Origin of the sequence: Bacillus sp. AFS040349, from assembly GCF_002577655.1 — a bacterium.
In the GTDB taxonomy this organism is placed as follows: domain Bacteria; phylum Bacillota; class Bacilli; order Bacillales; family Bacillaceae; genus Metabacillus.
In genome coordinates, this window is the sequence record NZ_NUMC01000007.1 from 31,801 (window position 1) to 55,830 (window position 24,030).

28 protein-coding genes are annotated in these 24,030 nt (G+C 35.4%); 12 read left to right on the top strand and 16 right to left on the bottom strand.

The window, feature by feature from the left end:
• Positions 1-75: 75 nt before the first annotated feature.
• Entirely contained in the window at positions 76-1,257 is a 1,182-nt protein-coding gene (locus COD11_RS01085; protein ID WP_098794904.1) for a metal ABC transporter solute-binding protein, Zn/Mn family, read from the bottom strand.
• 215 nt (positions 1,258-1,472) lie between these two features.
• Between COD11_RS01085 and COD11_RS01090 the strand changes: the two genes are divergently transcribed.
• Positions 1,473-2,036, top strand: coding sequence for a beta-class carbonic anhydrase (locus COD11_RS01090; RefSeq protein ID WP_098794905.1), 564 nt, complete (start codon positions 1,473-1,475; stop codon positions 2,034-2,036).
• A gap of 24 nt (positions 2,037-2,060) precedes the next feature.
• Here COD11_RS01090 and yidD read toward each other — a convergent pair whose 3' ends face one another.
• A complete protein-coding gene (gene yidD / locus COD11_RS01095; protein ID WP_098794906.1) occupies positions 2,061-2,291 on the bottom strand; it encodes a membrane protein insertion efficiency factor YidD in 231 nt (76 codons plus the stop codon).
• A gap of 136 nt (positions 2,292-2,427) precedes the next feature.
• On the opposite strand from yidD, the gene COD11_RS01100 reads away from it, so the two are divergent.
• Positions 2,428-2,901, top strand: coding sequence for an S-ribosylhomocysteine lyase (locus tag COD11_RS01100; protein ID WP_098794907.1), 474 nt, complete (start codon positions 2,428-2,430; stop codon positions 2,899-2,901).
• A 37-nt stretch (positions 2,902-2,938) separates the two neighbouring features.
• Here the strand turns inward: COD11_RS01100 and folE2 are convergent, their stop codons facing one another.
• Positions 2,939-3,847: a GTP cyclohydrolase FolE2 gene (gene folE2, locus COD11_RS01105; protein ID WP_098794908.1), complete on the bottom strand. Its 909-nt coding sequence runs from the start codon at positions 3,845-3,847 to the stop codon at positions 2,939-2,941.
• A 218-nt stretch (positions 3,848-4,065) separates the two neighbouring features.
• Here folE2 and COD11_RS01110 point away from each other — a divergent pair, with 218 nt between their 5' ends.
• Together COD11_RS01110 and COD11_RS01115 are read left to right on the top strand one after the other, a co-directional pair.
• On the top strand, positions 4,066-5,070 hold the full coding sequence (locus COD11_RS01110; RefSeq protein ID WP_098794909.1) for a permease: 1,005 nt from the start codon (positions 4,066-4,068) through the stop codon (positions 5,068-5,070).
• A 22-nt stretch (positions 5,071-5,092) separates the two neighbouring features.
• The gene (locus COD11_RS01115; RefSeq protein WP_098794910.1) at positions 5,093-6,034 is read left to right on the top strand and encodes a TIGR03943 family putative permease subunit; all 942 of its coding nucleotides are present in this window, start codon (positions 5,093-5,095) and stop codon (positions 6,032-6,034) included.
• 25 nt (positions 6,035-6,059) lie between these two features.
• Here COD11_RS01115 and ytzI read toward each other — a convergent pair whose 3' ends face one another.
• Positions 6,060-6,233, bottom strand: a complete 174-nt coding sequence (ytzI, locus tag COD11_RS01120; protein WP_098794911.1) for a YtzI protein — start codon at positions 6,231-6,233, stop codon at positions 6,060-6,062.
• A 158-nt stretch (positions 6,234-6,391) separates the two neighbouring features.
• On the opposite strand from ytzI, the gene COD11_RS01125 reads away from it, so the two are divergent.
• Positions 6,392-6,832 carry a Dps family protein gene (locus tag COD11_RS01125; protein ID WP_098794912.1) on the top strand — a complete coding sequence of 147 codons (441 nt, stop codon included), beginning with the start codon at positions 6,392-6,394 and terminating at the stop codon, positions 6,830-6,832.
• 214 nt (positions 6,833-7,046) lie between these two features.
• Here the strand turns inward: COD11_RS01125 and COD11_RS01130 are convergent, their stop codons facing one another.
• Complete coding sequence (locus COD11_RS01130; RefSeq protein ID WP_098794913.1) at positions 7,047-7,259, bottom strand: DUF6154 family protein; 213 nt, start codon at positions 7,257-7,259, stop codon at positions 7,047-7,049.
• Between the two features lie 141 nt (positions 7,260-7,400).
• On the opposite strand from COD11_RS01130, the gene COD11_RS01135 reads away from it, so the two are divergent.
• Together COD11_RS01135 and ytkD are read left to right on the top strand one after the other, a co-directional pair.
• The gene (locus COD11_RS01135; protein WP_098794914.1) at positions 7,401-7,733 is read left to right on the top strand and encodes a hydrolase; all 333 of its coding nucleotides are present in this window, start codon (positions 7,401-7,403) and stop codon (positions 7,731-7,733) included.
• A gap of 66 nt (positions 7,734-7,799) precedes the next feature.
• A complete protein-coding gene (gene ytkD, locus COD11_RS01140) occupies positions 7,800-8,270 on the top strand; it encodes an RNA deprotection pyrophosphohydrolase (RefSeq protein ID WP_098794915.1) in 471 nt (156 codons plus the stop codon).
• Positions 8,271-8,317: 47 nt separating this feature from the next.
• On the opposite strand, the gene COD11_RS01145 is transcribed toward ytkD, so the two are convergent.
• From COD11_RS01145 to COD11_RS01155, 3 genes are read right to left on the bottom strand one after another with little or no spacing between them, the layout of a single operon-like run.
• Positions 8,318-9,133 (bottom strand): ABC transporter permease, encoded by an 816-nt coding sequence (locus COD11_RS01145; protein WP_098794916.1) that lies wholly within the window; start codon positions 9,131-9,133, stop codon positions 8,318-8,320.
• Complete coding sequence (locus tag COD11_RS01150; RefSeq protein ID WP_098794917.1) at positions 9,120-9,890, bottom strand: ABC transporter ATP-binding protein; 771 nt, start codon at positions 9,888-9,890, stop codon at positions 9,120-9,122. The genes COD11_RS01145 and COD11_RS01150 overlap by 14 nt, the downstream gene beginning before the upstream one ends.
• A 12-nt stretch (positions 9,891-9,902) precedes the next feature.
• On the bottom strand, positions 9,903-10,892 hold the full coding sequence (locus COD11_RS01155; protein WP_098794918.1) for an ABC transporter substrate-binding protein: 990 nt from the start codon (positions 10,890-10,892) through the stop codon (positions 9,903-9,905).
• A gap of 280 nt (positions 10,893-11,172) precedes the next feature.
• Here COD11_RS01155 and COD11_RS01160 point away from each other — a divergent pair, with 280 nt between their 5' ends.
• Positions 11,173-11,952: an alpha/beta hydrolase family protein gene (locus COD11_RS01160; RefSeq protein WP_098794919.1), complete on the top strand. Its 780-nt coding sequence runs from the start codon at positions 11,173-11,175 to the stop codon at positions 11,950-11,952.
• Positions 11,953-12,043: 91 nt separating this feature from the next.
• Positions 12,044-12,286 (top strand): DUF2584 domain-containing protein, encoded by a 243-nt coding sequence (locus COD11_RS01165; RefSeq protein ID WP_098794920.1) that lies wholly within the window; start codon positions 12,044-12,046, stop codon positions 12,284-12,286.
• Between the two features lie 42 nt (positions 12,287-12,328).
• On the opposite strand, the gene COD11_RS01170 is transcribed toward COD11_RS01165, so the two are convergent.
• Positions 12,329-12,823 carry a CBO0543 family protein gene (locus COD11_RS01170; RefSeq protein ID WP_176550936.1) on the bottom strand — a complete coding sequence of 165 codons (495 nt, stop codon included), beginning with the start codon at positions 12,821-12,823 and terminating at the stop codon, positions 12,329-12,331.
• Between the two features lie 115 nt (positions 12,824-12,938).
• A complete protein-coding gene (gene pckA, locus COD11_RS01175; protein WP_098795066.1) occupies positions 12,939-14,531 on the bottom strand; it encodes a phosphoenolpyruvate carboxykinase (ATP) in 1,593 nt (530 codons plus the stop codon).
• 890 nt (positions 14,532-15,421) lie between these two features.
• Between pckA and metK the strand changes: the two genes are divergently transcribed.
• The gene (gene metK / locus COD11_RS01180; RefSeq protein ID WP_098794921.1) at positions 15,422-16,618 is read left to right on the top strand and encodes a methionine adenosyltransferase; all 1,197 of its coding nucleotides are present in this window, start codon (positions 15,422-15,424) and stop codon (positions 16,616-16,618) included.
• A gap of 26 nt (positions 16,619-16,644) precedes the next feature.
• Here the strand turns inward: metK and COD11_RS01185 are convergent, their stop codons facing one another.
• Genes COD11_RS01185 through COD11_RS01195 form a run of 3 tightly spaced genes read right to left on the bottom strand, consistent with a single transcriptional unit; the run spans position 16,645 to position 19,700 of the window.
• The gene (locus tag COD11_RS01185; RefSeq protein ID WP_231308058.1) at positions 16,645-18,075 is read right to left on the bottom strand and encodes a sensor histidine kinase; all 1,431 of its coding nucleotides are present in this window, start codon (positions 18,073-18,075) and stop codon (positions 16,645-16,647) included.
• Positions 18,059-18,745, bottom strand: a complete 687-nt coding sequence (locus COD11_RS01190; protein WP_098794923.1) for a response regulator transcription factor — start codon at positions 18,743-18,745, stop codon at positions 18,059-18,061. The genes COD11_RS01185 and COD11_RS01190 overlap by 17 nt, the downstream gene beginning before the upstream one ends.
• The gene (locus COD11_RS01195) at positions 18,735-19,700 is read right to left on the bottom strand and encodes a YncE family protein (protein WP_098794924.1); all 966 of its coding nucleotides are present in this window, start codon (positions 19,698-19,700) and stop codon (positions 18,735-18,737) included. Before COD11_RS01195 ends, COD11_RS01190 begins: the two co-directional genes overlap by 11 nt.
• Before the next feature lie 180 nt (positions 19,701-19,880).
• On the opposite strand from COD11_RS01195, the gene COD11_RS01200 reads away from it, so the two are divergent.
• The gene (locus COD11_RS01200) at positions 19,881-20,294 is read left to right on the top strand and encodes a FixH family protein (RefSeq protein WP_098794925.1); all 414 of its coding nucleotides are present in this window, start codon (positions 19,881-19,883) and stop codon (positions 20,292-20,294) included.
• A 113-nt stretch (positions 20,295-20,407) separates the two neighbouring features.
• Here the strand turns inward: COD11_RS01200 and COD11_RS01205 are convergent, their stop codons facing one another.
• The 3 genes from COD11_RS01205 to COD11_RS01215 form a co-directional block, all read right to left on the bottom strand.
• On the bottom strand, positions 20,408-21,550 hold the full coding sequence (locus tag COD11_RS01205; RefSeq protein WP_098794926.1) for a glycosyltransferase family 4 protein: 1,143 nt from the start codon (positions 21,548-21,550) through the stop codon (positions 20,408-20,410).
• Positions 21,551-21,621: 71 nt separating this feature from the next.
• On the bottom strand, positions 21,622-22,176 hold the full coding sequence (locus COD11_RS01210) for a phosphatase PAP2 family protein (RefSeq protein ID WP_098794927.1): 555 nt from the start codon (positions 22,174-22,176) through the stop codon (positions 21,622-21,624).
• A gap of 376 nt (positions 22,177-22,552) precedes the next feature.
• Entirely contained in the window at positions 22,553-23,065 is a 513-nt protein-coding gene (locus tag COD11_RS01215; protein ID WP_098794928.1) for a gamma carbonic anhydrase, read from the bottom strand.
• A gap of 128 nt (positions 23,066-23,193) precedes the next feature.
• On the opposite strand from COD11_RS01215, the gene COD11_RS01220 reads away from it, so the two are divergent.
• Entirely contained in the window at positions 23,194-23,988 is a 795-nt protein-coding gene (locus COD11_RS01220; protein ID WP_098794929.1) for an alpha/beta hydrolase, read from the top strand.
• The last annotated feature ends 42 nt before the right edge of the window (positions 23,989-24,030 follow it).

Here is a 24,030-nt window from a genome sequence, read left to right on the forward strand (position 1 = left end):
TTTTTGAAGATCAAGTTGATTATATGATAGATGTATCTTTCTGTCTAAATAAAAAAAAGTGAACGAAATATTCGCTCACTTACTTGATAAGGCAGTTTTTAATGTTTCTAAATTTCTTTCCATAATACTAAAATAATCCTCATTATTTTTTACATCTTCTTCTGTAATAGACTCTAGGTTGCTAAGGGTTAATGCTTCTGCTCCAATTTCAGCTTGAACGATATCTGTTACATTGCTTGTAACATTTGTTTCAAAAATGATGTAGTTGATTTCATGTTCTTTAGCAGTTTCAATAATTGTTTGTAATTCTTTTTGTGAAGGTTCCTCGGTTGGAGAAAGCCCTAGTACACTGATTTGTTCGATTCCATAACGGTTTTTCCAATAACCGTAAGCAGCATGAGATACTAGGATCTCTTTCTTTTCTGCATTGCTTATTACATCTTTAAAAGATTGATCAAGGTCTTCAAGCTGCGTTTTTAAAGCTTGGAAGTTATCCTCAAATGTTTGCTTTCCTTCTGGGTTAAGTTCTATTAATGCATCTTTGATGTTTTCTGCTAGAGTAATTGAATGAATAGGGTCAATCCAAACGTGTGGGTCTTGATCACCGTGATCGTGTGCGTGTGCACTTTCATCATGAGCAGCCTCATCCTCAGTGTGTGCACTTTCATCATGAGCGGTTTCATCCTCAGCGTGTGCACTTTCATCATGAGCGGCTTCGTCCTCAGTATGTGCACTTTCATCATGAGCGGCTTCGTCCTCAGTGTGTGCACTTTCATCATGAGCGGCTTCGTCCTCAGCGTGTGCACTCTCATCATGAGCGGCTTCGTCTTCAGCGTGTGCACTCTCATCATGAGCAGCTTCTTCTTCAAGACCTTCTATATATTCGATTCCTTCACCAGCGTTGATAAAAGCAACATCTTCAGAATTTAATGATTTTTGAACTTTTTCTGTAAAGCTTTCAAATCCTACACCTGAATAAATGAATCCATCTGCTTCAGCGATTTCAACCATCGCCTTAGTAGTAGGCTCGTATGTGTGGGCGTCAACTCCAGGAGGAAGAATGTTTTCAACTTCAACTAAATCTCCACCTATCTTTTTTGCAAAATCTTCTAGTGGATAAATCGTAGTATAGATTTTTAATGTATCTTCAGTATTTGTTTCATTCGCCGATTTTCCTTCTTCGTTACTTGCGTTACAGCCTATTAATAAGCTTGATAGTAACAGGAATGAGCTCATGAGTAATGTGTGCTTTTTCATGTAAATAATCTCCTTTCAATAAATCAGTATGATTACGATTAAGACTTCACTATTATATCTTAATGATTACGATTTGAGAACTAATTTTTATTTCTAAAAACAAATAGTAACTGTTACGATTTAATTTCCTTAACCATAGTAACTCATCATTAGAGAATTTTCAAGAGTTATGATATGATAAAAAAACAGAAAACTAGAATAGTGGAGGAATGAATATGAGATTAGTAGATGAAATTTTAGCACATAATGAAAAATTTGTAGCAGATAAAGAATTTGAAAAATTTGAAACAACAAAATTTCCTGAGAAAAAGCTTGTCATCTTATCTTGTATGGACACTAGATTAGTGGAGCTTTTGCCACAAGCAATGAACATTCGAAATGGTGACGTAAAGATTGTGAAAAGTGCTGGTGCCATTGTTGCTCATCCTTTTGGAAGTATCATGAGAAGTATATTAGTCGCTGTTTATGAATTAAAAGCAGATGAAATCTGTGTAGTAGGCCACCATGATTGTGGTATGAGTAAATTGAATTCAGAATCTTTCTTATCAAAAGCAGTGGAACGAGGAGTTTCCTCTGAAAAAATTGATACAATTAAATATTCTGGAATAGATTTAGATCAATGGCTAAAAGGCTTTGAGAAAGTTGAAGATAGTGTTCGTGATAGTGTAGAAACAATTAAAAATCACCCATTACTAGTAGAGAATATTCCAGTGCATGGTCTTGTTATAGATCCTGCAACAGGAAAACTTGATGTTGTTGTAAATGGATACGAAGATTAAGAAAAGAAAAAGCTATGAAAAATTTCATAGCTTTTTTTCTTGTTTTTCCGGTACAAGATCAACACCACCGGGATGAAACGGATGACATTTTAAAATACGCTTTATCGTTAAATAACTTCCTTTAAGCACCCCAAACCTTTGAAACGCTTCGAGTCCGTAATGTGAACATGTTGGGTAAAAGCGACAGGTGGGTGGTGTAAGGGGAGAAATAAACTTTTGATAGAAACGGATACCGGAGATGAAAATTTGCTTCATAACTTGTTGACCTCACTTTTAATAATGCAGTTTTTCATAACTAGAATAGTTGATCATTCGCCATTTTTCATTCATGTGTTACAATATAAACGAGCATAGTATGCTAGTCTATTTTAACATTATAGGAGTGAAAAAGATGCCTTCAGTAGAAAGCTTTGAATTAGATCATAATGCCGTAAAGGCACCATATGTTCGTCATTGTGGCGTTCATAAAGTTGGTAGTGACGGTGAAGTAAATAAATTTGATATTCGTTTTTGTCAGCCAAATAAACAGGCGATGAAGCCTGATACCATTCACACGTTAGAGCATTTACTGGCTTTTAATATTCGTGAGCATTCAGAAAAATATGATCACTTTGATATTATTGATGTTTCACCAATGGGATGTCAAACAGGCTATTATTTAGTTGTAAGTGGAAAGCCAGAAGTAAGTGAAATCATTGATCTTTTAGAAGATACTATGAAAACTGCTGTTGAAATTACGGAAATTCCAGCAGCTAATGAAAAACAATGTGGTCAAGCAAAGCTTCATGACTTAGAAGGAGCAAAGCGTTTAATGCGTTTTTGGCTTGATCAAGATAAAGAAGAATTAGCCAAAGTATTTGGTTAAGAAAAAAACGGTGTTCCAAATGGGACACCGTTTTTCATTAGTCTTCTTTTCTATAACTTAAACTAGCAATCGCATCGTGTAAATGAATAGATTCTTCGTTACGACATTCTACTGTAAATGCCTGTACAAAATCTAATTCATATAAGTCAGCAGCAACAAGTCTAACCATATCTTCCACAAAACGAGGATTTTCATATGCAGTTTCTGTTACAACCTTTTCATCTGTACGCTTAAGAACAGGGTGTATCATTGCACTTGCATTTGATTCAGCTGCTTCTAATAGTGCTGCTTTCCAATCTGTTTTTTCATCATAACCCTCAGTAAACTCCACGTTCATTGTTACGAATCCACGTTGATTATGCGCACTATATTCGCTAATTTCCTTAGAACATGGACAAAGTGTTGTGATTGCACTAGTTAAAGAAGCTGAGCTTGTAAATCCAACACCATCTTCGTAGGTAACAGAAACAGTAGCTTCGGCATGATTTAATCCTACTAATTCTGAGCTTGGTCCTTTGCGTTCATAGAACCAAGGGAATGTTACCTCTATACTTGCGTCTTTTTGCTTTAGACGTTCTGCCAATTCTTTCGTAAAATCATACAGATTTGAAAGAGTAAGAACAAATCCTCCATTTTGACGGTATTGCTCAAGCTGTTCAGTAAAACGGCTCATGTTTGTGCCTTTTGAATCATATGAAATTTTACTTGTCATTTTAAAAGTAGCAATAGTCGTTTGTTCCTTTGGCAGTAAGTCAGAATGAATAATGATAGGATGTTTAACATTACTAATTCCTACAGCGTCTATAGTAAAAAGAAAATCTTTTTTTGTGTTTTGTAAATCAGGCATCTGCTCTTTTTCTGTGGGTTTTAGCTTTACTCCTGGTTCAACAGAGCCGAATAAACGGTGTCGTTCCTTTTTTGGTGGTAAATTTATCTTTCTTGTCATTTTAATCCCCTCTCACTTACTCGATATTGAGAGTATACTGTAAGTCAATAGAAAACTTCAACGAATAAATCTCTGGAATGTGTTGGGATGTGTCGAATTTTAGTAAAAGAACTAGAATGAAAAAAGAATGTAAAGAAAAGTTCATAATTAAAAAGACATAATCTCGCAAGAAAACTAGTATGATATAGAACAAAGATTAATAGGATAGGAGTTCAAAAATGAATAAAATCGTCATACCACTATTTCGTGAATTTATTGCTCTCGGGTTAATAGGTTTATTTTTTTACTTATTCCTATTTGTTGATTTTCAGGATCTATCATTTAACATTCCTTCAGAATTATTAACAGTCAACACGATGTTTTTAAGTATTCTATTAGAAGCGATACCCTTTATTTTGTTAGGAGTTTTTGTTTCAGCGCTTATTCAAACATATGTTTCTGAAGATTTAATTAAAAGAGCATTGCCTAGAAATGCGATTCTTGCTCTTTTGCCAGCAGCATTACTAGGAGCTATTTTCCCTATTTGCGAATGTGCAATTGTTCCGATTGTAAGAAGGTTGATGAAAAAGGGAATGCCGTTACATATTGGGGTAGTCTTTCTGGTTGGGGCACCGATCTTAAATCCAGTTGTATTTGCTTCAACCTATTATGCCTTTTCTTCAGAGCTTCATATTGCTTATGCAAGAATGGGGTTAGCGTTTGTTTTGTCGATTGTGATCGGGTTTATCATTTATCTTTTGTTTAAGAACACCAATCAATTAAAATGGACGAAAGAGGATGTAGTAGTAGAAGGGAATACTAATCAAGAAGAAAAAGTAGGAAAGTTAAAATCTACGTTATTTCATGCAAGTGATGAATTTTTTGAAATGGGAAAATTTTTAATAATGGGGGCATTAATCGCCAGTCTTTTTCAAACATTTCTTGATCGTACTCTGTTGACTGAGCTTGGAACGAACGAGTTCCTTTCTCCTGCATTAATGATGGGGTTTGGTTATATTCTATCACTATGCTCTGAAGCAGATGCCTTTGTTGCAGCTTCTTTTGGTGGTACATTTACTGCCGGTTCATTACTTGCTTTTTTAGTATATGGTCCAATGCTTGATTTGAAGAATACAATTATGCTTTTTGCTTTCTTTAAAGCAAGGTTTGTTGCAGCGTTTATTCTAGTCGTTACTATTGTTGTTTATATCTCTATTATTATTTACCAGATTCTATTTTTATAAGTAAAGGAGGTTTAGAGATTATATGGAAAAACAACATGCGCAGTATCGATTTCAACTATATATCCGAGGAATTATATTAATTGGATTTACCTTATTAATGCTTAAGTTAGTCATCACAGGAAATATGGTTCATTTTATTGCACCAAAAATGATGCCTTTTATGAATTTTGCAATTATTGTTTTTGCCCTGTTAGGTGCGATCCAAATCTGGAGAAGTTGTTCTAAAAAGCAAGCTGAGCTTTACTGTGATTGTGGAACAGACCATGCTGTTTCATCTTCTCCAATAAAAACGCTACTTGTTTATTCCTTATTTGTTTTTCCTATTATAACTGGATTTTTATTTCCAGATGTTGTGTTGGATAGCTCTGTTGCTGCCAAAAGAGGATTTAAGACAAATCTAGAAGAGCAAGATACATCAAAGGCTGAGGCTTACTTAAGTGATCCTGAAGCTTATTTGAATGAGTTAGATGAAAGTGTAGGAAATAAAGTTGCGCAGTCTTCCAACATTCCGGATGTACCACTTGAACACCCTGAAGGATTTGAGGTTCAGGAAAAACCAGTGGACTTTTATGCACAACTTGAGCAGAAAATGCTTGAAATGGAAACCATTCAATTTACTGAAGAAAATTTTATAGCAATGACCTCGATACTTGACGAAAACCCTGATAAGTTCGTTGGAAAAAAGGTAGAGATGTTAGGGTTTGTTTTTAGAGAACATGATTTTAAAGAGAATCAATTTGTCATCGCAAGGTTTGGTTTATCATGTTGTGTGGCAGATGCATCAGTGTTTGGAACATTGGCAACATCTCCAGAAGCAGAGACATTGGGTGATGATCAATGGGTGAAACTAACTGGTACAATTACAACAGTAAAGTATCAAGATTGGACATTACCTTCAATTGAGGTTTCCGAAATTGACCGTGTTGAACAACCGGAATCACCTTATGTTTATGAAAGTTACTAAAAGGCTAAGAGAAAACCCACGCAATTTATTGATTTTGCGTGGGTTTTTCTTGATCTTTCTCTTGTGTTTCTTGATTGTTAACTGGCTTTTTAATTGGATCAACAGTATGTTTATATTGATAGGCTTTTCTTGTCGTTAAAAGGCTAAGCAAAAGCACAATAATGACAATGATGATGCAGATAATAAAAACATTTTTCAATACATTATCCTCCCAAAAAATCTTCCTCTACTTATTCTATTACTAGTTATCATATCATGAAAGATCTAACATGTTTATACAATGTTTTTAGTATGTTCAGGCGTTTAAAGTAGAAAAACTGGGGTAAAGTACTAGTAGATAATAAAGGAGGAATTAAGATGTCAGAGAAACTAGTAACTACAGTAAATAAACAAATTGCCAACTGGACGGTGCTTTATGTAAAACTACATAATTATCATTGGTTTGTTAAAGGGAAAAACTTCTTTACATTGCATGAAAAGTTTGAGGAGTTCTATACCGAAGCAGCTGTCCATATTGATGAACTAGCTGAACGCTTATTAGCTCTTGAAGGAGCACCGGTTGCTACAATGAGAGAAAGCTTAGAGCTTGCTTCAATTAAAGAAGCTGATGGAAGTGAAACAGCAGAACAAATGGTTCAAAACATCTACGATGATTTTAGTGTGTTAGTAGATGAGCTAAAAGAAGGAATGGATTTAGCTGGTGAGGTAGGAGATGAAACAACTGGTGATATGCTATTGGCTATTCATCAAAGCTTAGAAAAGCATAATTGGATGTTAAAGTCTTTCTTAGGAAAATAAGCAGAAAGCAGGTGATGTGATCATCGCCTGCTTTTTTTCATAAACTAGAAAATTATAAGCTGCATTAATTATGGATAACGCTTCGACATCCAGCTCCAGCTCCTAGCCCCTCGAGGTCATAAGCCAATTTAGAATATAAGGCAAAGAACACCTTCTATTCTAAATCGTCTTATGCTAGTCGGGGCTGAACGAGTCGCTTACGCTTTTGTTATTGTTAAAGCTCTCTATCAGCAAGATCTTCAGAAAGCTTCTCTGAAAAATATGGAATCATAAGAGAGTGCAGGTCTTTCTCTGATAGAGTGTTGACCCAAGAGAGCATGTCCTGCTTGCTTGTTTTTTCTAGGATAGATTTAACATAGGCATAGACATCTTCTTCATCTGCGCGGAATTTACTAAGCTCTGGATTTGTAAAAAGTTCAATGTTCACAGTATTGTCCTCCAGTTTTTAATCGTAGCTTCTTCGTATTTTTTGTTATTAAGAGTAGAACTATTCTAATTAATATCTCGCTGAATATTACAAAGAATATGAACAAAACATAACATAAGGATAATTGAAGGAGTTGTCGACATGGAGAATAATAAGAAAACGTATTATATTACGGTGGGAAGTGGGCAAATTTCACAGTTAAGTACAGCTTCTGCATGGGATTTTAAAATAGAGGCAACCGATGAAGAAATCGTTCAGCTCAGGGAGTATTTCGATCAAGTATACTCAAGCGATTTTCAAGGTTTCCTTCGCTCACATACACCATATGTTCAGTACCATTATGATCGTGAAAATGATGCAATTGATGATACGAATATGAAAATATATCGTATGATTTATGAGCTAGGTGATGAAGAGGCAAAAGAGCACATTCGGACAAATCAGCTCATGTCAAAAATTAATGAACAAGAATAAACCGTTATACAGAGTTTTGACATTGTGATAAGATTTGTTTATTAGGAAAAAAATAGAGGGATTAAAATGTACCGATTTATAGATTATTATCACAATGAAGTTGTTTTATCTTTTGATGATCACCCTTTTTCGAAAGATCCCAAACATGTTTGGGTTGTTTGCCGTCATCAAGACCAATGGTTGCTAACAAAGCATTCTGATCGTGGATTTGAATTTCCGGGAGGAAAGGTTGAGGACAATGAAACAGCCCTTGAAGCAGCTATTAGGGAAGTGAAAGAGGAGACAGGTGGAATTGTTAAAGAAATAGAATATATTGGTCAATATAAAGTAAAAGGTAAAGAAAAGGTTATCGTAAAGAATATCTATTTTGCTATGGTTAATCAATTAGTTGAACAAGATGGCTATTATGAAACATATGGACCTGTGTTACTTAAGGAACTTCCTGAAGGGATTCAAAAGGATAAAAAATTTAGTTTTATCATGAAAGATGATGTATTACAAAGAAGTATTGAGGAAATAAAAAGAAGATTAAAATAGAGGCGGCAAACGATGAACCCTCAAGGAGCAATGAGGGAACATCGTAGTCAGCCTCTTTTGTCGTTTTTAATCAATCGTTTCTCCAGCAACTCAACGCCCTGGTACATAATAGTAGCAAAAAAGGCAATAATGATTAGACTCAATAAGACAAGAGTGAAATTAAATACTTGGAATCCATAAATGATCATATAACCCAATCCTTTTGCTGAAACAAGAAACTCCCCTACAATTACACCTACCCATGATAACCCTACATTTACTTTTAGAGTTGAAACAATTGTAGGAAATGAAGCGGGTAAAACGGCTTCTTTAAAGGTTTGGAATTTGCTCGCTTGAAACGTTTGCAGCACCTTAATATAATTTGAATCTACTTCTTTAAAAGACGTGTACACAACGATTGTTGTAATGATAACCGAAATAATTGTCCCCATTGCAATGATCGAAAAAAAACCAGGACCTAAACCAACGATTAATATTGGACCAAGAGCCACTTTTGGCATGGCATTCATTATAACAAGGTAAGGATCAAGTATCTTTGATAATCTGGGTGACCACCATAATATCGCTGCAAGTAGTGCACCTAAAGCTGTCCCTAATATAAAGCCGAGTACAGTTTCAAAAAGAGTCACACCAAGGTGAGATAGTAGGGTTCCATCATTTATTTTCGTAAGGAATAACTTCCATATCTTTGAAGGTGAGCTGAAAAGTAATGGATCAATCCATTCTCTTTTGCCCGCTATTTCCCAAAGTCCAAAAAAACAAATGAAAATTAATAGTTGATAAAATCTGATCCACTTTTTTTCTCGTTCAAGACCTCGTTTATAATTTCTATGAAGGAGTTCAATGCTTTCAATCTGTTTCATGCTGATCCAGCTCCTTCCATATTTGCTGAAATAATTCTGAGAACTTTGGATGCTGTCTTGCATAAAATGGAGGAAGCTCGCGTATTTCTTTAGGAATTAAATAGGTTCTACTCAGTCTCCCTGGTTTAGCTGAGAAAACAAATATTCTGTCACTCATTGCAATAGCCTCGCCTATATCATGTGTGACAAGGATTGCTGTTTTATTAAAATCCTTTAACGTTTGAACAACAAGATCTTCAAGTTTCAATTTTGTTTGATAATCAAGAGCAGAAAAGGGCTCATCAAGCAATAAAATCTGGGGATTTGTCGCTAATGTACGCACAAGAGCTGCCCGTTGTCTCATTCCACCTGAAAGTTGGCTAGGAAACTGTTTTTCTACTGAATCAAGGCCCATTTTCCTTAATAAATCTAATGTTTTTTCAGTAGTTTCAGGTGTTTTTTGATTCGTTATTTTCAAGCCTAATGTGACATTTTCTTCGATGGTTTTCCAAGGAAATAAATAATCCTGTTGAAGCATATAGCCAATTAATTCGTCAGGTTTTGTAATAGGTTTATTTGCAATACTTACCATACCCTCAATAGGTTTAATAAGGCCGGCAATAATTGATAATAATGTTGTTTTACCACAGCCGCTAGGACCGAGGAAGGAGACAAATTCCCCTTCCTCGATAGAAAGCTGAATATCTTCTAAAGCAACTGTCGCTGAATCTTTTGTTAAATAGATGTGGTGAACATGATCGACGAGTAAAAATGACATAATAGCTCCTCCTTACTTGCTTGACACTTCTTCTGCAAAAGAGGTATTAACAAGTGTTTCGTGATCGACTCTCATAGGCAGTTCCCCAGCTTCATCCATAATGTTTTGGAGATTTTCCCACTCTTCAACATCCAAGATTGGATCGGTTGCAAATGAGCCTTGTTCCTTGTATCGTTGTACAACTGTTTCAATCAACTCTAGTTCTGTATCTTCGAACTGAGGAGCGATGGATTCTGCAATTTCTTTTACACTTTTTTCTTGAACCCATTGCTGTGCTTTATAAATAGCGGTTGTAAATTTCTTTGCAGCTTCCGCGTTTTCATCTAAAAAGCTTTGCTTGCTCATAAACGTTGTATAAGGAACCTTGCCGGATTCCGTACCAAATGAAGCGACGATATGGCCTGTGCCTTCTTTTTCAAAAATACTGGCTGTTGGTTCAAAAAGCTGAACAAAATCTCCTGTACCAGAAGCAAAAGCGCTTGGAATATTTGCAAAATCAACATTCTGAATGAGTTCAAGATCTGTTTGGGGATCGATTCCATGCTCCTTTAACACGAACTCTCCGACCATTTGCGGCATTCCGCCTTTCCTTTGCCCTAGGAAGGTACTGTCTTTTAGTTGTTCCCATTCAAAATCATCAATTTTTTCTCTACTAACAAGGAAGGTTCCATCTGTTTGAGTAAGTTGAGCAAAATTAATGATCGGATCATTTGAGCCTTGTGCATGCACATAGATAGATGTTTCTGAGCCAACTAAGGCAATGTCTGCCCCGTCTGAGAGGAGAGCGGTCATTGTCTTATCTCCACCCCAAGTTGTTGTTAACTTCACGTCAAGTCCTTCTTCCTCAAAAAAACCTTCCGCCATTGCAACATATAAAGGGGCGTAGAAAATTGAGTGTGTTACTTCGGCAAGATTAATCGTTTCAACCTTTTCCTGACTGCATGCAGAAAGGGGTAAAACAATTAATAACGCAACACATGAATACAACAGCCATTTTTTCATGTCATTAACCTCCTTGATGTATAGCACCTTTTTTGACAAGCAAGTAGAATAGGGTTTGGATGGATAGTAGAAATAACTAAGGTTTCGCCTTAAGAATTGGCGATAAACTAAGTTTTCTAATAAGATGATGTAGAAACGTGTATTCTCTTGTAATGTATGAAATGTGATTTCTAAAGAATATAGGATAATTTATGATCTTTTTAAAAATGTGTGAATGCCTAGATATGTATTTTGGGGAAAGGTAAAGGAATAGAACAAAAGAAGAAAGAGTGATTGTAAGATGAATGGAGAAATTATTAGTAAGATAAAATATCCCTCACCTAATCCAAACATTCATTTATGGATTGTAACTTATCAGTCCGAACAGTTAAAAATAAAGGGCTTACTAGCTGAGCCCGTACGTGAAGGTAAATACGAGGGATTATTGTATTTACGTGGCGGGATTAAAAGTGTGGGAATGGTGAGGATCGGCAGGGTGATTCAATTTGCCTCTGAGGGATTTGTTGTGATGGCTCCTTTTTATCGTGGAAATCAGGGGGGAGAAGGAAACGAGGATTTTGCTGGAGAAGATCGCTATGATGCTATTTCTGCAATGGAAATTCTAAAACATCATCCAAAAGTCCAGCCTGATAGAGTGCATGTGTTCGGATTTTCAAGAGGCGGGGTCATGGCCTTATTAGCAGGCATTATCGCTGAAGATATTCGTTCTGTTGTTACGTGGGGTGGTGTAACGGATATGGTCTTAACTTATGTTGAACGGGAAGATTTACGTAGGATGATGAAAAGAGTGATTGGTGGTACACCAACAAAATTTCCAAAAAGATATGCCTGGAGAACACCTTTATATGATTTGGACAAGCTACACGCACCAATATTAATTATTCATGGTGTAAAAGACAAGAATGTATCAGTTGAACATGCTTACAGGCTAGAAAAACGGTTAAAGGAGCTGAATAAACCAGTCGAAAGTTGGTACTTTGAACAATTTACACACTATTTTCCTCCGAAAATAAATCGTGATACATTACAAAGACTTTGTTTATGGATGAAAAAACAATAAGAGGTTGATTTTACTAAGTTTTATAGGTGTGATAAAAAAACTCTGGTGGTATGATGAGTAAAAGTTCAAGTAGAAAGAGGAGGGGTCCTATATGGGAATGCCAATGGAATTTAACACAATGATTGTGACAAAGGGAAAAGAAGTCCGTATTGATGAAAATACCTTTGAGTTATCAAAGGATGGATATCGAGTTTACCCAATAGATATACCGATTGAGGTAAGAAAAACAATGAGTGGTGAAGTAACTGGACAAGCTGTGGTTCAGAAATTAGAATTAACGAACATTAAAACAATTGTCACGTATCAACTTATCAACTTAAATTCAACCAACTAATACATAAAGCCAGGTAATTGAGGTTATCTCATTACCTGGCTTTTATTCGACTTTAGGAACAGGTGTATCATCAGCTTTTCTTACAAAAGCAATGAAGGTTCTTACAATTAGAAAGGTTATTGTGATTGAGGCAAAGCTTGATAAACTGTTCCAGCCTTTTTTGAATTTGACTAATTTTGTATTAACTTCAAGCCAATGTTCAACGATAGCCATTGGAATGCTGAAATAAAACACTTTTAAAACAATCATTGGGATACTAGAGGATTTCGTTAATTGATTGTAATACACACAAGATAGAGGGAACAACAAATAATCATAGATAAAGCTTATATCAAAAGATTTAAATAGTTTTATTGGGTATTTTATATAACCACGATGAATGAGAAGATTGTCCATTATAGAAGAAATATACCCTTTAAAAAGGAAGATAATTAACCAATCCTTCATAGGTGGCTTTTTAATAATTTTAATGATTGAAATAAGTCCAAATACTAATAGAAATTTAAGAGTGTTCTTTTCAAACTGGTGTTTTCTCACGATCATCCCTCCTAATATAGAAAGTTTGTCCTAACTTTCGTTAAAATATTGAAGCAATATAGGAAGAGGGATAAAAACCAAAGAAAGCCCATCATATGATGAGCTTTAAAACACACTAGTTATAACGAATTGGGCCTCCCATTTTCTCGATATCGTTAGATAAACTATTGAATTTCTTGAAGTTATCTTTAAATTCTGTAGCTAATTCGATTGCTTTGACAAGGTATTCATCTTGAGAGCTCCATGTTTTGTGTGGCTGTAATACATCGTCAGGAACCCCTGGTACATGAATTGGAATATTTAAACCAAATACTTCATCCTTTACGGTTTCAATGTGATCAAGGTCACCTTCAACTGCAGCCTGAACCATAGCTCTTGTATACTTGAGATTCATCCGTTTACCAACACCGTATGCTCCTCCGGTCCAACCAGTGTTTACTAAGAATACTTGAACTTCATGTTCATCAATTTTTTGTCCAAGCATATTAGCGTAACGCGTTGCTTTAAGTGGCAGGAATGGAGAGCCAAAGCAAGTAGAGAACGTCGTTTCAGGAGCTGTTACGCCACGCTCTGTTCCTGCTAATTTGCTTGTGTATCCACTTAAGAAGTGATACATTGCCTGTTCTTTTGTTAACTTACTAATTGGGGGTAATACACCAAAAGCATCTGCAGTTAAAAAGACAATTGTTTGTGGATGACCAGCAATACTTGGAATAATAGCTTTGTCAATAGCTGTTAGTGAATAGGCAGCCCGAGTATTTTCTGTGAAAAAGGAACTGTTGTAATCTGCTTCTCTAGTGTCATCATCAACAACCACATTTTCAAGAACTGATCCATATCGGATTGCATTAAAAATTTGTGGTTCTTTTTCTTTCGTTAAGTTGATACACTTTGCATAGCAACCACCCTCAATATTAAATACGCCAGAAGTAGACCATCCATGTTCATCATCACCAATTAAACGACGGTTAGGGTCAGCAGATAACGTTGTTTTACCTGTGCCTGAAAGTCCGAAAAACAGGGCAACATCACCTTCAAAGCCAACATTTGCTGAGCAATGCATAGGGAGAATATTATTTTCAGGTAATAATAAATTCATAACTGAGAATACAGACTTCTTCATTTCGCCAGCATATTCAGTGCCACCGATTAAAATCGTTCTTTTCTCAAAGGAAATAATAATGAATGTTTCTGATTTTGTACCATCAACTTCAGGATCAGCTTTAAAATGCGGGGCTGATAAAATGGTAAAAGGTAGTTCCTTTGACTCGTTTTCTTGTTCTTGATCTTTAATAAACAGTTGGCTTGCAAAAAGATTGTGCCAGGCAAACTCATTTATAATTTTTAGTGGTAACTGAAAGCGAGGGTCAGCACCTGCAAATCCATCAAAAATAAAGATTTCATCTCGTTTCTTAAGGTGTAAGATCATTTTACTGTATAAGCGGTCAAATGCTTCTTCCGAAATAGGCTGATTCACTGGTCCCCAATTTATTTTACTTTTTACTGAACTTTCGTCTACAATAAACTTATCCTCTGGTGATCTCCCGGTATAAGCTCCGGTTGTTGCTCGAATTGCACCTGTTGATGTTAATAACCCTTCTTTACGTTCAAGTACTTTTTCAACAAGCTGTGCAACTGATAAATTATGTTTAGCATTCTCCCCATTAACAAGCTGATTAAGCTCATTTGTGATATCTGTAATATTCATCCCCATTACCTTCCTTCTAGAAAAGAATAATTTCCCTTATGTTGATAATTAGTATAACACATTAATTTTAATAAAACATACTATTTGATGATTTGCTATCATTAAATTTTTGAATTGAAAAAATATTTTGCTATTAGAAAAACTTAAGCTTTGTACAACACATCACACTAGCATAATGTAGAAAAACAATTGATATTTATATTTCTATAGGGAATGGGACACAATAGTGATAGACATCTATCAAATATTTTAATAAATCAATGGTAATAGTTGTCGATTTTTGTTGACACCAATAGGTTAGTGCGCTATGATATGTCCTTGAACGGATTCTCTTATCCCGAGCTGGTGGAGGGACAGGCCCTATGAAACCCAGCAACCTGCTATCAAAGGAAAGCGGCGACTGTGCACTAATTATATAGTTTTATTTGAGTAATTTTTTTGCCTGACCTAAGAAAAGCACGTTATGAATCAAAACTCGTTTTGATTCATGTTGTGTTTTTCTTAGGTCAGGAATGATGCGAAAGCATCATTCAAGCAAGCGACAGCTTGCTTAGGGCAAAAAAAACCCCAATCGTGGAACTATGTTAAACCGACGCACTTTAGAACGACATTTTCCGACGCAAAGGTGCTAACCTGAAGCAAGGCGAAAGCCCTTGATCGATAAGAGCGAAAGGCGATGAACGATGATAAACCTTTCCTCACATGGGAAAGGTTTTTTTGATAACAGAAAAAAGTATTCTTCATTAGAGTTTTACCAGGACAAGCATGTGGTAAAGGTACATAATACTTCTGTTCACAAAATATGCCAACGTGATTTTCTAAAGGTCATACTTTGGGAAGAGTTCCGGATCAAATGAATGAACATGAATATGAGGAGGAAGCTTTTAATTATGTCTAAAAAACGTCTTTTTACTTCAGAATCTGTAACAGAAGGCCATCCAGATAAGATCTGTGACCAAATTTCAGATTCAATTCTTGATGCAATTATTGCAAAAGATCCAAATGCACGTGTAGCGTGTGAAACGTCTGTTACAACTGGTTTAGTATTAGTAGCAGGAGAAATTACAACAAGTACGTATGTAGATATCCCAAAAATTGTCCGTGAAACAATTAAAGACATTGGTTACACTCGTGCTAAGTATGGTTTTGATGCGGAAACTTGTGCTGTATTAACATCAATCGATGAGCAATCAGCAGATATCGCTATGGGTGTTGACCAAGCTCTAGAAGCTCGTGAAGGTCAAATGTCTGATGAAGAAATTGAAGCAATTGGTGCAGGTGACCAAGGTTTAATGTTTGGATTTGCATGTAATGAAACAAAAGAATTAATGCCACTTCCAATTTCTTTAGCACATAAATTATCACGTCGCTTAACTGAAGTTCGTAAAGATGAAATTCTTCCATACTTACGTCCTGATGGAAAAACACAGGTAACGGTTGAATATGATGAAAATAATAAACCAGTTCGTATTGATACAATCGTTATTTCAACTCAACATCATCCTGAAGTTACACTTGAGCAAATTCAACGTAACCTAAAAGAGTATGTTATTAACCCTGTTGTTCCAGCAGAATTAATTGATGAAGAAACAAAATACTTTATTAACCCAACAGGTCGCTTTGTTATTGGTGGACCACAAGGAGATGCTGGCTTAACTGGACGTAAAATCATCGTTGATACTTACGGTGGATATGCTCGTCACGGCGGTGGAGCATTCTCTGGTAAAGATGCAACAAAGGTTGACCGTTCTGCAGCATATGCAGCTCGTTATGTAGCGAAAAACATCGTTGCAGCTGGTTTAGCTGATAAATGTGAAGTTCAATTAGCGTATGCAATTGGTGTAGCACAGCCAGTATCTATTTCAATTGATACATTCGGAACAGGAAAAGTTTCTGAAGAAGTATTAGTAGAAGTTGTTCGCAGTAATTTCGATTTACGTCCTGCTGGAATCATTAAAATGCTTGACTTAAGACGTCCTATTTACAAACAAACTGCAGCTTACGGACATTTTGGCCGTAATGATCTTGATCTTCCTTGGGAAAGAACAGATAAAGCAGATGCTTTAAATAAAGCTGCATTACAATAAAGTATAAAAAGGTCTGATGTGAATGTTCACATCAGACCTTTTTTGTTAAGTTCATTTGGAAATACAAGCGTAACTGTAGTACCTTTGCCGAGCTTACTATGGAATTCCATTCTGCCCCCGTGCAAAAGAACTAATTGTTTTACAATTGCTAGTCCTAACCCAGTACCGCCTTCTTTACGGTTTCTTGCTTTATCTGTACGATAAAAACGTTCACCAATATGCATAATCTCTTCTTCTGACATCCCCATTCCATTATCAGAAATAGAAAAGAAGATGCTTTCTTGATCTTGTGTGGAAGAGAGTGAGATCGTTCCAGGTTTATCTGAGTATCTTATTGCGTTTTCAAGAAGGTTATATATAATTTGTTGCAGTCGGTCAGGACTACCAATAATAATGATTTCATCGTCTAAGTGTTGCTGAAGCATTAAGTGTTTTTCTTGAAGACGATGATCAAATCGATCCACAGTGTCATTAACTAATTGTGAGAATGCAATAGGTTCCTTTATTAAAGGGTAATTTTCTCCTTCAAGCTGAGCTAAATCTAATAAATCATTAACAAGTCTTTGCATTCTCTCAGATTCACGCTGAATAAGGGAAAGGTATTTTTCAGCTTCATCCTCAGTTTCATAAAGTTTTTCTTGAAGAACCCCACTATAACCCTTTACATAACTTAACGGAGTTCTTAGTTCATGGGCGACGTTGGCTAAGAAGTCTTTTTTCTTTTGATCTGACTGATCCAATGCCTCTGACATCTGATTAAAGGTTTTGGCTAATCCACCAATTTCATCTGATGTTCTTACAGGAATTCGATTTTTGAAGTTTCCTTTAGCAAGTTCTTTTGCATATTTTCTCATCTCATGGATAGGTTGCAAAAACGTATTGCTCATTGAATTCACGATTTTAAAGATAACTAAAAAGAAAATGATGCCAACTGCAATTAACAAAGGTGTTGTTCTATTAAAAACTTCTTCTATAGGAGCAAGCGGTAAATAAAGATAAATGATACCGACTAATTTATTTTCATCAAGTAAGGGTACGACAACACCCATGATTTGTCGGTCAAATCTTTCTTCATAGCCTATCTTGATTAAATGCTCTCCACGTAATAAGTTCCTTCGCTCTTCTTCGCTAATTAACCCCTCATGATTAATTTCAAATGGTAAACATGCACTCAATTCTCTTGGGTTATTAACCAATAAAATCTCTGATTCACTAATTGTGTTATACCAATTAAGATGGGACTTAAACTCATCTGAAATTTCGCCTGATGTGTAACTACTTTTTAGCTTTAATCCTTCATCTAGAAGAGATTGCTCCACTTCATTTACATAAAGATTTCGATACAAATAATGAATAAATAAAAATGAAAACAAGATTGAAACACAAAGGATAACAGCAAACAATAGGCGGATTTTTGTTTTTAACGAACTAGATGACCAGTTACATTTCGGCTTCAAATTTATAGCCAACCCCCCAAACTGTTTGTATACTGTTTGCTGCTGCATCTAACTTTAGTCTTAATGTTTTGATATGGGTATCAACCGTTCTTTCACTTCCTGTATAATCAATTCCCCAAATCTTCTCAAGTAAATGCTCTCTGGAGAAAACTTGTGATTTATGAGTTGCAAGAAATAAAAGTAATTCGTACTCTTTGAGTGTTAAGGATAAGGGTTTTTCATAACAAAATGCTTTTCTTGATTTTAATTCAAAGGAGATTGAACCAAAGTTTTGTCGATTATCTTGGAGTTGGTTTGCATGATTGCTTGTTCTCCTTAGTACGGCTTCCACCCTTGCTAGCAGTTCACCTGTACTGAAAGGCTTAACAATATAATCATCTGCCCCTAATTTAAGACCATGTATACGATCCCATTCGTCACCACGCGCTGTTAAGAATATAATCGGAATGCTATATTCTTCTTGAATTTGCTTTGCAAGTGTAAATCCATCTATTTTTGGCATCATCACATCTAAGAGAATCAAATGTGGTGAAAATTGAGGAAGGAACTTTAATGCTTCATCACCATCCTCAGCTTGTAAAACATCATATCCTTCTTTTCGTAAATAAAGATTTACTAATTCTCTCATTTCAGGTTCATCATCAACGACTAAAATCTTTTTATTTAGCATTAGCTGTTCCCTCTCTTGCGATTAACTGTAAAGGACCATCACCAACTGGTATGGTATCTATTTTCTTGAAACGATTAAGATCTATGATTTCCACTTCATTTGCGTCATAGTTGCTAATATATAAATTATTATTATATAACGTCATTGAAAAGGGGTTTGCACCTACCTCGATAGAACGGAGAATTTGATGGGAGTTACTATCAATTTCCCTTAATATATTAGAGCCATGACTTAAAACATAAACCTTGCCATCTTTTGTTATAAAATCAATTGGCATCAAAGGTGCATGAACGGTTGCTTTTAATTGTTGGGTTGTAAGGTCATAAATATATATATCTTCTTGGATGTGAACTCCTGAGCCATGGCCGCCGAGCCAAAGTTCTTGTTTCTCCGTTATAAATCCACCAGCTGCTCCATCATGAGTAGGAATCGTTCCTTCCATTTCTAACTGATTCTTAGAAAGAATCGCAATACTTGGTTGATCAAGATAACTAACGTACAAATGATGCTGATTTTCAAATATTGCAAATGGTGTGTGCTCCACCGTTGTTTCTTTCAAACGTTTACCATCTAAATTAAACATTTTTATTTTATTGGTTTGTTGATCAGCCAGATATAAGTTTTTTTTAGAAGATAGAAGACCGGTTTCTATTCCCTCACCAATTTCCCACTCTTTGCTCTTGCCTGTTGAAAGTTGGTATACATAACCCTTTGATGATTCTTTATTTAATAATAGAAGTTTGTCATTCGATAACAGGATTCCACTTTTAAATGGATGCGGTACTTCCCAGATCATTTTTTCTTTTGTATCAGCATCTATAAAAGTAATAGACTGGTCGTATATATTCAAACTTGCAATGACAGATTTAGATAATGGGATTTTGGGTAATGTAGGTTCTGTAGAACAGGAGACCATTAGGAGTAGAAGAATGGTCCCAAAGATTAATCGTTTCATTGATATTCCTCTCAAATTCTTATTTTTATTATAGTGTAGGTAAGGCATTCATTTGGATGGTATAGTGATTATTATAACTTGAAAATGTGAATAATGAATGAAGTCATAAAGTCATATTGTTTTACTTCATAAAAATATCACATTTGTTCGCTATCTTTAAAGAGTAGGAGGGGAATAAGAATGAAGCTTAAGATAGTGATAAGTATAAGTATCCTAGCGATAAGTGTACTTCTTGCAGCAGGCTGCCAGCAATCTTCTGAACATCAGCATACTAATCATTCAGAAGAAGTTGAAGTGAAGGCACCCAAAGTTGAAATACTAGCAAATGTTCATACAAATACAAATCAAGAAGAAACAATTAGTGCGAATGTATATTACGGTGAAGAACTTGTTGACGATGCTGAAGTAACATTTGAAATTAAAAAAGGTGAAGAAGAATCCGAGAAGATGTTGGCGGAACTAACAGATACCGGTACTTATTCAATTGATTATATTTTCGCTGACCCTGGAGTTTATCAAGTAACAGCACATACAAATGTAAAAGGATACCACACAATGCCAACGATCGATATTCAAGTTGGTGAAGGTACCTGATCATTCAAAGAAACAAGAAACTGAATTGTGTCAGAGGACATTAAAAAAGCAAAGGAGACATTTTAAAAATACTCCTTTGCTTTTTTAATGTTTCTTATATTATTCAGCAAACCTCATGCATAACGAATAAACTTCTTTTCAATTAATGCATCTTCATATTCTTTAAGTAGTCCTTCAAAAATTTGATCCCATGTTTGAGAAAGAGCATATTGACGTGCCTCTTTTCCCATTTGAGTTTTTAAAGAATGATTTGTTAATAAATGAATAATAGCATTTGTGAATTGCTCCACATTCCTTGGTTCACATAAATGTCCGGTTTGATTTTCCTTAATAATGTTTTTAACTCCACCAGAATTAGCTCCTATGACTGGTGTACCTGATGCAAGGGCTTCTAAAACGACATTTCCGAATGTTTCCGTTGGAGATGGAAAGACAAATACATCCGATGCAGCGTATACTTTTGCGAGATCCACACCATTTAAGTAGCCGGCAAATGTCATGTTTTCAGGAGCCTTCTTTTGCATATCTTCTTTAGATGGTCCATCTCCTACAATTAACCAATGAATATGATTCTTCATATCCTGAGGAAGGCTTAGCGTGATGTTCATAAGAGTTTCAATATCCTTTTCAGGAGCTAAACGGCCAACATAGGATAAAATATATTTTTCTTTAATATGATATTTATTACGAATTTCTTCATTAGGGTAATTAGGATGAAATAATTGACACTCGACTCCCCTTCCCCAAATATGAAGGTTGGAAAACCCTTTTCGCTTTAATTGTTCCAGTGTCTCTTTAGATGGAACAAAGATTTTACTTAGAGGTTTGTGAAACCAATGCATATACTTCCAAAGAAACTTAGATAGAAATTGAAAATCATAGTACTCCAAATATTGATCAAAATCAGTGTGGTAAGATCCAACAAGCGGGATGTTTAGTTTTTTAGCATAATGCAGTCCGCAAAGACCTATATTAAAAGGTGTGGCAACATGGATTAAATCTGGCTTGAATTTTTGGAGCTCTGACTTTACATGTAGCATATTGGGAAGAGCTAATCTACATTCAGGATACAAAAAAAATGGTAAGCTTGTGAAACGGTGAATATGACTTGAAAACAAGCTTTCATTTGTACTTTCTGGTGCAAAAACTCTAAATTCATAGCCGTTTTTTTCGAGATAGTCTGTAAATCTCTTTAATGTTCTTGCAACCCCATTTACATCAGGTGCAAAAGTATCTGTGAAAATAGCTATTCTCATATAAATCCCCCCAGTTACTAAAAAGTGAAAGGTACCATTAATGAGTTTCTATTTTTATGTTCATACTTAGGTTAAAGAAAGCCCTTATACAATATTTCATGGCAAATTGTGTAGCTAACAAATCCAGCAGAGCTTCCAAGTAAACATCCAGCCAGAACATCTGAAGGGTAATGTAAGCCAAGATACATTCTTGATAAACCTACACTTATAGCAACTGGTAAAAGAATAAGTGCAAATTGTGGCATAAATAAAATAAATGGAATGATAACAGAAAAAATAGCAGTTGTATGTCCTGATGGAAAGGAATGATCTTCCAATGGATTTGCAGGTACTTTTGTTTCTACAAGTGCAATGTAAGGTCTTTTACGTGGATACAGTTTTTTAACCATAGCCACGGGAAGATGGCTTAAAAGAAGTGATAATCCACTAGCAATGCTTGTAGTTTGTACGTTACCTTTTGTGAAAAACATAAGACAAAGACAAACCGTGATTGTGATAATAGCTCCACCAAGATGTGTAATATTGCGAAAATAGAAATTTAGAATCTTTTGATCAAAATGACGGTTTACACTTCGAAACAGCCTGCATTCAAAATCATACATGTTCGATAAAAGCCTTGTTTTCATCTTAGGAACGCTCCTTTTTTTTACCCCTTTACTATTATTTTAGTTGATGATTATTTAGTTAATAATAAGATAATGTAAAAAATTGCTTCACATAATTTTCAAAAAATTAATGATAGCTAAATAAACATTATGAAATGAAATTATTTTCTTAAGATAGGTATAATATGTAAGAAGTAGAGGCATTTGTGTCTGTCCTGAGTCATTTTTAAACAATTTATGAAAGAAGATTTTGAAAGTGGTATGGAAAGGTAGAGGGTGGTAACATAATAAGAAAGATTAGAAAAACTTGGCTTATCGCCAAGTTTCATTGGTGAATTTTTTATTCTTTAAAAAGACTTTATGTAATGTGCAAATCCATAAAAATTATTCATGGTGCCTATTTTTTTATGGATTTATAATATTGTCCTTTTTCAACATATTCACGACGGATTCGTTCCATATCTTTTATATCTTCTTGAGTTAGTGATCTTACAACCTTTGCTGGTCGACCAAGAGCAAGCGTGTTAGGGGGTATTTTTTTTCCGGGAGGAACAAGACTACCTGCTCCAATAAAGGCTCCTTCACCAATTTCTGCACCATCTAAAATGATGGAACCCATACCAATTAAAGCTTTCTTGCGAATAATGCTACTATGTAGAACGACACTATGGCCAACAGTCACGTCATCTTCGAGGATTAGTGGTTTGTTAGGACTTTGATGAAGACAACATAAATCCTGAATATTCACACGCTTACCTATAATTGTTGGTGAAACATCTCCGCGGATGACTGTTTGAAACCATATGCTTGATTCATCTCCGACAATTACATCACCGGTAATTGTTACATAATCTGCAATGAAAGCTGATTCAGAGATTTGGGGCTCTTTGTCTTTAAATGGATAAATCATGTTTGTCATTCCTTTCTAATGGAAAGAATATACTTTTATTCGTTTATTATACCACTGGTTTATAATACTAAAATGTTGATTTCCATAGATATTTAAAAAGAGAAGATAGTGAAAGGAGAGGCAGCATTATGTGGAAATGGGAAGCTGAAACAGATGATGTAAAGGGATGTATTGTTATTGTCCATGGAGCTGCTGAACATCATGGTCGCTATAAAATGCTTGTAGAAATGTGGAGATTAGCTGGATATCATGTTGTAATCGGTGATTTACCAGGTCAAGGAACTACAACCAGAAGAAGAGGACACATAGAATCTTTTGATGAATATATAAAAGAAGTGAATGAGTGGATTACGGAAGCAAAGAAATTTGGTGCTCCGCTATTTTTATTAGGTCATAGCATGGGAGGCCTTATTGTTATTCGTGCCTTGCAGGAAAAGCATCATGATGTGAAGGCAGTAATTCTATCGTCTCCTTGCTTGGGAATATTATTTAAACCTAATAAGGCGCTTGAGCTTGCTTCAAGAGGCTTGAATTTAATTATGCCATCTTTTAAAGTACAGTCACAATTGAATGTTGGTCTTGCTACTCGAAGTAAAGCTGTACAGGAGATTGATGAAAATGATTCTTTATATGTGACAAAGGTTTCCGTAAGATGGTACCGTGAGTTAATAAAGGCTATGGAAGAAGCACAAAATCAGGTTGGTAAATTTCAGGATGTACCGTTACTACTTATGCAAGGCGGCGCAGACAAGATTGTTGACAAGTCACTTGTGAAAGCATGGTTTAACAAAGTAGATCTTCATGAGAAAAATTATAAAGAGTGGAAAGGGCTTTATCATGAAATTTTTAATGAGCCAGAGCAAGAAATAGTTTTTGAAACGGCGAAGAGGTTTTTTGACGCCCATTCACATGATCAAAAGTAAAACACTATAAAATGCTTTAACTTTATTCTATATACAAGAGGT

Coding starts and splice junctions, on each gene's coding strand:
- COD11_RS01085 (WP_098794904.1), bottom strand. CDS start 1,257: ATGAAAAAGCACACATTACTCATGAGCTCATTCCTGTTACTATCAAGC.
- COD11_RS01090 (WP_098794905.1), top strand. CDS start 1,473: ATGAGATTAGTAGATGAAATTTTAGCACATAATGAAAAATTTGTAGCA.
- yidD (WP_098794906.1), bottom strand. CDS start 2,291: ATGAAGCAAATTTTCATCTCCGGTATCCGTTTCTATCAAAAGTTTATT.
- COD11_RS01100 (WP_098794907.1), top strand. CDS start 2,428: ATGCCTTCAGTAGAAAGCTTTGAATTAGATCATAATGCCGTAAAGGCA.
- folE2 (WP_098794908.1), bottom strand. CDS start 3,847: ATGACAAGAAAGATAAATTTACCACCAAAAAAGGAACGACACCGTTTA.
- COD11_RS01110 (WP_098794909.1), top strand. CDS start 4,066: ATGAATAAAATCGTCATACCACTATTTCGTGAATTTATTGCTCTCGGG.
- COD11_RS01115 (WP_098794910.1), top strand. CDS start 5,093: ATGGAAAAACAACATGCGCAGTATCGATTTCAACTATATATCCGAGGA.
- COD11_RS01125 (WP_098794912.1), top strand. CDS start 6,392: ATGTCAGAGAAACTAGTAACTACAGTAAATAAACAAATTGCCAACTGG.
- COD11_RS01135 (WP_098794914.1), top strand. CDS start 7,401: ATGGAGAATAATAAGAAAACGTATTATATTACGGTGGGAAGTGGGCAA.
- ytkD (WP_098794915.1), top strand. CDS start 7,800: ATGTACCGATTTATAGATTATTATCACAATGAAGTTGTTTTATCTTTT.
- COD11_RS01145 (WP_098794916.1), bottom strand. CDS start 9,133: ATGAAACAGATTGAAAGCATTGAACTCCTTCATAGAAATTATAAACGA.
- COD11_RS01150 (WP_098794917.1), bottom strand. CDS start 9,890: ATGTCATTTTTACTCGTCGATCATGTTCACCACATCTATTTAACAAAA.
- COD11_RS01155 (WP_098794918.1), bottom strand. CDS start 10,892: ATGAAAAAATGGCTGTTGTATTCATGTGTTGCGTTATTAATTGTTTTA.
- COD11_RS01160 (WP_098794919.1), top strand. CDS start 11,173: ATGAATGGAGAAATTATTAGTAAGATAAAATATCCCTCACCTAATCCA.
- COD11_RS01165 (WP_098794920.1), top strand. CDS start 12,044: ATGGGAATGCCAATGGAATTTAACACAATGATTGTGACAAAGGGAAAA.
- pckA (WP_098795066.1), bottom strand. CDS start 14,531: ATGAATATTACAGATATCACAAATGAGCTTAATCAGCTTGTTAATGGG.
- metK (WP_098794921.1), top strand. CDS start 15,422: ATGTCTAAAAAACGTCTTTTTACTTCAGAATCTGTAACAGAAGGCCAT.
- COD11_RS01190 (WP_098794923.1), bottom strand. CDS start 18,745: ATGCTAAATAAAAAGATTTTAGTCGTTGATGATGAACCTGAAATGAGA.
- COD11_RS01195 (WP_098794924.1), bottom strand. CDS start 19,700: ATGAAACGATTAATCTTTGGGACCATTCTTCTACTCCTAATGGTCTCC.
- COD11_RS01200 (WP_098794925.1), top strand. CDS start 19,881: ATGAAGCTTAAGATAGTGATAAGTATAAGTATCCTAGCGATAAGTGTA.
- COD11_RS01205 (WP_098794926.1), bottom strand. CDS start 21,550: ATGAGAATAGCTATTTTCACAGATACTTTTGCACCTGATGTAAATGGG.
- COD11_RS01210 (WP_098794927.1), bottom strand. CDS start 22,176: ATGAAAACAAGGCTTTTATCGAACATGTATGATTTTGAATGCAGGCTG.
- COD11_RS01215 (WP_098794928.1), bottom strand. CDS start 23,065: ATGATTTATCCATTTAAAGACAAAGAGCCCCAAATCTCTGAATCAGCT.
- COD11_RS01220 (WP_098794929.1), top strand. CDS start 23,194: ATGTGGAAATGGGAAGCTGAAACAGATGATGTAAAGGGATGTATTGTT.